Here is a 6,475-nt window from a genome sequence, read left to right on the forward strand (position 1 = left end):
GGTGCTGATCGCCGCCCCGATCGGCCACGCCGCGGGCGGGTTCACCCTGGACCGTCTGCGCCGCGCCGGATGGACGGACGCATCGCCGCTGATCCTGGCGCTCGGACTGATCCTGGCGGTACCGTTCACGGCCCTCGCGAGCCTGAGCACCGACCTGTTCCTGTCGCTCGCCGGGTTCGCCGGGCTCGTGGCGATCCTGGGCTTCGCCGCCCCACCCGGATTGGCCGGCATCCAGATCCTGACCCCGAAGCCGCTTCGAGGCCGGGTCAACGCCCTCTTCTTCGCCACCGTCTCCCTCACGGGCTTCGGCCTAGGGCCGCCCCTGGTCGGGCTTCTCAGCGACCGTCTGTTCGGGGAGGCGGGCCTGGGACTCGCCCTCCTGGCCGTCTACGCGCCCGTCGGCGCCGTCGGCGCCCTGGCCGCCCTCCTCGCGCGCCGCGCCTGGCGCCCTTCCGGCCGGGGCGGACGCTGAAACGAGAACGGCCGCCCCGGGGGCGGCCGCTTCGTGGTCCGGATCAGTTGTCGAGGAAGCTTCGGAGCTTCCGCGACCGGCTCGGATGCTTGAGCTTGCGCAGGGCCTTCGCCTCGATCTGGCGGATGCGCTCGCGGGTCACCGAGAATTGCTGGCCGACCTCTTCGAGGGTGTGGTCGGTGTTCATGCCGATGCCGAAGCGCATGCGCAGCACGCGCTCCTCGCGGGGCGTGAGCGAGGCCAGCACCCGGGTCGTGGTCTCGCGCAGGTTCGACTGGATCGCCGCATCGATCGGCAGGACGACGTTCTTGTCCTCGATGAAGTCGCCGAGGTGGCTGTCCTCCTCGTCGCCGATCGGCGTCTCGAGGGAGATCGGCTCCTTGGCGATCTTCAGGACTTTTCGCACTTTTTCCAGCGGCATGGCCAGCTTCTCGGCCAGCTCCTCCGGGGTCGGTTCCCGGCCGATCTCGTGCAGCATCTGGCGCGAGGTGCGGACGATCTTGTTGATCGTCTCGATCATGTGCACGGGAATGCGGATCGTGCGGGCCTGGTCGGCGATCGAGCGGGTGATCGCCTGCCGGATCCACCACGTGGCGTAGGTCGAGAACTTGTAGCCGCGGCGGTACTCGAACTTATCGACCGCCTTCATCAGGCCGATATTGCCCTCCTGGATCAGGTCCAGGAACTGCAGGCCGCGGTTGGTGTACTTCTTGGCGATCGAGATCACGAGGCGGAGGTTGGCCTCGATCATCTCCTTCTTCGCCTGGCGGGCCTCGCGCTCGCCCTTCTGCACCATCGCGACGATCTTGCGGTACTCGCCGATCTGCAGGCCGGTCTCGGAGGCGAGGGTCAGGATCTGCTCGCGCAGGTCCGCGACCTGCCGGCCGCCGCGATCGACGAAGTTCTTCCAGCCCTTGCCGCCGAGCGTGGCGACGCGGTCCATCCAGTTCGGGTCGAGCTCGTAGCCCTGGTAGTGGCGCAGGAACTCGTCGCGAGCGACGCCGTGGTGCTCGGCGGCGCGCATCAGGCGGCCCTCATGGCTGATGAGGCGCTTGTTGATGTCGTAGAGCTGCTCGACCAGCGCCTCGATGCGGTTGGCGTTGAGCGAGAGCGACTTCACGTCGGTGACGACGATGTCCTTCAGCTCGGCCTGCTTCTTGGTCTGGGCCGAGGTGACCGTGCCGCCGCCGGCCTTCAGCTCCGTCTCCTCGTTCTGGAGCTTGCGCAGCTTGCGGTAGTTCGAGGCGATGTTGTCGAAGGTTTCGAGGACGCGCGGCTTGATCTCGGCCTCCATGGCCGCGAGCGACACGTTGTTCTCCATGTCGTCCTCGTCGTCGCCGCCTTCCGGCGGGACGGCGCCGTCGCCTTCCTCCGATTCCTCGGTCTCGCTCTCCGCCTCCTGCGGCGCGCCGCGGGCGTCGGGGCCGGCATAGGTGGCCTCGAGGTCGATGATGTCGCGCAGCAGCACCTTGCCGTCGACGAGCTCGTCGCGCCAGATGATGATGGCCTGGAAGGTCAGCGGGCTCTCGCAGAGGCCCGCGATCATCGCCTCGCGGCCGGCCTCGATGCGCTTGGCGATCGCGATCTCGCCCTCGCGCGAGAGCAGCTCGACCGAGCCCATCTCGCGCAGGTACATGCGCACGGGATCGTCGGTGCGGTCGGTCGGCTCGCGGGTGGTGGGGGTCGCGACCGCGACGGCGCGCGAGCCAGAGGCCTCGACGACCTCGCCGCCCTCTGCGCTCTCCTCCTCCTCGGAGGCCTCGCCGTTGGCCTTGGCCTCGGTCGCGGTCTCCTCGGATTCCTCCGCCTCGACCACGCGGATGCCCATGTCGTCGAGCTGCGCGAGCACGTCCTCGATCTGGTCGCCGTCGACCTGACCGTCGGGGAGGACTTCGTTGATCTCTTCGTAGGTGACGTAGCCGCGCTTCTTCGCGAGCTTGACCATCCGCTTGACCGCGGCATCCGTCAGGTCAAGGAGCGGGCCGTCCGTCGGTTGATCCTGGGCGGCGTCCGCATCGTCCCGCTCGGTTGCCTTCGTTGCCATGCTCAGCCTATTGTTCTCGTGGGAGCGCCGCAGGCTGAGCCCGCGCGCTCCGCGAAAGACCCGTCGCAATGTCGTGGAATGGCGCGCTTGTCGAGTGCCCGCGCCGATTCTCGTTGCATCCGCTCTAACTTGCCGTGCGTTGACCGACCGTTAACCAAGTCGGCTTCTCGCCGCCGTCACCCTCCGGTCACGCCGGCACGAATTCATCCCTCCTGAGAGACCTCCGCCTCCGCTTCGGCCGCGGCGATGACCGCCAATTGCTGCTGCACATCGCACAGCCAAGCGAAATTGGCCTCGGACCCATCCTCGGCAAGAGCTCTCTCAGCTTGGTGGAGTTCGCTATGTAGCGCTCCCGACTGCCGGTGCAAGATCACGGCTTGATGCAGAGTTTGTTCCAGGCGCTGCGGGTCGGCGTTCGGATCGAGCATCCAGCGGTCGCCGGGACCGACCAGGGCGAGCAGCCGTCCGTGCGCCTCCTCGAGCCCGGCCCGGCGCAGCCGCGCCTCCATCAGCTCCGGCTCCGGCGTGCCGGCCTCCGCCGCCCGGTCGAGCAGGAGGGCGCGGAGCGCCCGGGCATCGGGGTTGACCAGTTCGAGGGCGGCGAGCGCCTCCTCCTCGATCCCGAGCAGTTCCGGGTGCGCGAGCAGGCTCATGACGATCATCGCCTCGCGCTTGGCCGCCCGCCCGCCTGCCGCCGGCACGGGCGCCGCCGCCTTCAGGAGCGGGTTGAAGCCGGTCGTGATGCGCGGCGAGGGCGGCGGATCGCCGGGGCGCGGCCGGCGCTGGAACGGTGTTCCGCGCGGGTTCGCGGTACGCCCGCCGGCCATGCGCTCGGCGCGTCCGCCGGAAAATCCACCCGAAAGCCCCCGCAGCCGCTCCTCGATATCGTCGCGGTAGAAGCGGCGCACGGTCTCGTCGCGGATGCCGGCCACCGTCTCCCTCAGGGTCCGGGCGAGCCCGGCCCGGCGCTCCGGCGTGTCGAGGGTCGCCGCCTCGGACTCGCGGGCCCACAGCATCTCGACGAGCGGTCGCGCGCCTGAGAGCACCGCCTCGATCGCCGATGGGCCGCTGGCGCGCATCAGGTCGTCCGGGTCCTGGCCCTCGGGCAGCATCGCGATGCGCAGGGACTTGCCCGGCTCCAGCATCGGCAGAGCCACGTCGAGGGCGCGGAAGGCGGCGCGCTGGCCCGCCCCGTCGCCGTCGAAGCAGAGGATCGGCTCGTCCGCATGGCGCCAGAGCAGGGCGAGCTGATCCTCGGTCAGCGCGGTGCCGAGGGGCGCGACGGTCTCGGGATAGCCGGCGAGCGTCATGGCGATGACGTCGACATAGCCCTCCACCGCGATGATCCGGCTCTGGTCGTGCGCGGCCTTTCGGGCGGCGTGGAGGTTGTAGAGCATCCGCCCCTTGTGGAAGAGCGGCGTCTCCGGCGAGTTCATGTACTTCGCCTTGGCGTCCGCCTGCATCGCCCGGCCGCCGAAGGCGACGACCCGGCCGCGGATGTCGAGGATCGGAAACATGATCCGGTCGCGGAACTTGTCGTAGGGAACGCTCACGCCTTCGGCGGTGGCGAGGAGTCCCAGTTCGAGCATCAGGTCGCGATCGACGCCCTTGCCGGCGAGGTAGTCGCGCAGGGCGTAGCGCCCGGACAGGGAATAGCCGAGCCGGAACTTTTGGCGCGTGGCCTCGCTCAGGGCGCGGCGGTCGAGATAGGCCCTGGCCTCGGCCCCAGCCTGCCCGCGCAGTTGCTCCTCGAAATAGGCGGCGGCCAGTTCCATCACTTCGAGGGCGCCCTTGCGCCGCTCCTCGGCCTGCTCGCTCTCCACCGTCATCTTCGGCAGGGTGACGCCCGCTTCGCTCGCCAGCCGCTCCACGGCCTCGGGAAAGCTCAAGCCTTCCGTCTCCATGACGAACCGGAAGATGTCGCCGTGCTTGCCGGACGAGAAGCAGTGATAGAACTGCTTCTGGTCGTTCACATAGAAGGAGGGCGTCTTCTCGGAGTTGAACGGCGACAGGCCGCGCCACTCGCGGCCGGCCTTCTTGAGGCGCACGCGCCGGCCGACCACCTCGGAGGTGGGCACGCGGGCGCGGATCTCTTCGAGGATGTGGGGCGGGTAGCGCACGGGGCTCTGATCGCGCTGAGATAGGACAGGGGCGATGTCCGGGCCATGTAACCTAGCCGAACGGACTTAACCGAGTCTCTTCCCTCGTCACGACGGTGGCCGCTTACGTCGCGGCGTAGCGCGCGTCGAAATGCTGGTTCAGGATGTCCCAGATCTGGCGCAGGCGGCGCACATGCAGGTCGTCACGGACGAAGCTGACGAAGGCAGCAAACTCGTCATCGAGGTCGAGCGACGGCTGGCTGTTCCCCTTCTTGAGTTCTCCCGGGTCGAGGTTCTCGGCCGCCGCACGGCCGGAAGCCGGCCCCCCATCCCTGTCCGGTCGTGCCGGCGCGGCCGCATCGGCGCCGTCTTCCGGGGCCGGGTTGCTCGGGGCGACGCGCTTCAGGATCTGAAGAAGCTGCCGACTGATGGCGGGATTCCGCGTCGCACGCTCGAGATCGAACACCGTCCGGATATTGTACTTGCGCAACGCGACGACGTTGGCCGAACCGACGGCCAGGATCAGTTGGGCTTGCGCTACCCAATCGACTGCCTCCAGCAATCCGTAGGGCGTCTCGATCGCGATCTTGATCGGATTCGCGGTGGCAAGGTTCTGCACGTCCATGATCTCGTGTTCGTTCAAGCGCAGCTTGATGAACGAATCGATGCCGAGGATCGTATCGAGCGGGATATCCTCACGCAGCGCTGATGTTTCCGGATTGATTTTCTTCAAGGCAAGCCACGGAAACTTCGCGGCGAGCATACCGAGAAAGAGATCGGGGAACCAGCCGATGATGAAGGCGACGGCGACGAGGAAATTGGTGCCGCCATGGTGAAAGATGTGAGCATGCCAGATGGCTGCACTGACGAAGACCGCCAGCAAGAGGTGAAGGACGGCCTGGAAGAACGAGATCGGAGAGAGGTCGTAGTTGGCCACACGTCTGACCAAGTGACCGATCGACCAGAGATAGGCTCCGAAGAACGAGTAGACGAGCGACCCGAGCAGCGTCCCGTCGGGATTCACCAGCGGACTTTGTTCGGTACCGGCGCAATCGGAGATCTGAGGCGAAAAGGCCGCTCCGAAGCCGATCAGGCTCAAAAGCACAAACAGGGCGACAGGGAAAAAGTACTGCACGGATGAAGAAAGGATGCCTCCCAACGTCAATTCATTATTGTAGCGCGAATGAATGATATCATAGGATGGAACGATTGTTTTTTTATCCTCGTCCTTGGAAAATCCGAACAATTTTCCCAGATTTTCTATCTCTGCGGTTCTCGAATGGCGAATATTGTAAATCCCGAGGAATATTCCGATGGGAAGGATGATGCTGAGAAGCGCGGAGGCAATCCCTGACCAGCTCGCAGCGTCGGCAAAGCCGCGCAAGTCCGAGATCGAGCATCCCAGATTTTCCGGAACCCAATCGGACAGTGTATAGAAGAGTGGCATTTCCGGTCACCCCCGCCGAGCACCGTGCGTGCGACACCCGCAAGAGCGCGACTACTCGGGCGTATGGGGAGTTGATCATAATCCGCGCCGCACCATCAACTTGTAATTCGGTATATCCCCCGGTCGTCGCTGGCGGCCACTGTCGCAAACGATGCCTCGTCGGCCGAGAACACGTTCTCCTGCATGCGTTTAGCCGACCGCCTACGACCTGGCCGCTTCTGAACGCCCGTTTTCTGCCCCTCTGTCTGTCCCCATTTTTTCAACTTGGACGATCAAAAGCGGTATCGCGAAAACGGATCGAGCCGGAGCCTTCGCGCGCACGACGCGTTTGCGAGTCGATGCCCGAATCGCTCCCTCGCCTCTGCCGCGGCGTGCCCCGCCGCCCGCTCCTCGGCCTCGCGCTGCTCGCCGCC

3 protein-coding genes and 1 pseudogene are annotated in these 6,475 nt (G+C 66.5%); 1 reads left to right on the plus strand and 3 read right to left on the minus strand.

The genetic code is table 11. The annotated features are described in order from the left end of the window. Positions 1-472 (plus strand): annotated as a pseudogene (locus MFF42_RS21790) (MFS transporter); the annotation flags it as partial. 43 nt (positions 473-515) lie between these two features. On the opposite strand, the gene rpoD reads toward MFF42_RS21790, so the two are convergent. The 3 genes from rpoD to MFF42_RS21805 form a co-directional block, all read right to left on the minus strand. Next, positions 516-2,516: an RNA polymerase sigma factor RpoD gene (gene rpoD / locus MFF42_RS21795; protein ID WP_238257698.1), complete on the minus strand. Its 2,001-nt coding sequence runs from the start codon at positions 2,514-2,516 to the stop codon at positions 516-518. Between the two features lie 203 nt (positions 2,517-2,719). After that, complete coding sequence (dnaG, locus tag MFF42_RS21800) at positions 2,720-4,636, minus strand: DNA primase (RefSeq protein WP_238257699.1); 1,917 nt, start codon at positions 4,634-4,636, stop codon at positions 2,720-2,722. Between the two features lie 103 nt (positions 4,637-4,739). After that, positions 4,740-6,062: a hypothetical protein gene (locus tag MFF42_RS21805; RefSeq protein ID WP_238257700.1), complete on the minus strand. Its 1,323-nt coding sequence runs from the start codon at positions 6,060-6,062 to the stop codon at positions 4,740-4,742. Positions 6,063-6,475 lie beyond the last annotated feature (413 nt).

The organism is Methylorubrum podarium, from assembly GCF_022179745.1.
GTDB lineage: Bacteria > Pseudomonadota > Alphaproteobacteria > Rhizobiales > Beijerinckiaceae > Methylobacterium > Methylobacterium podarium.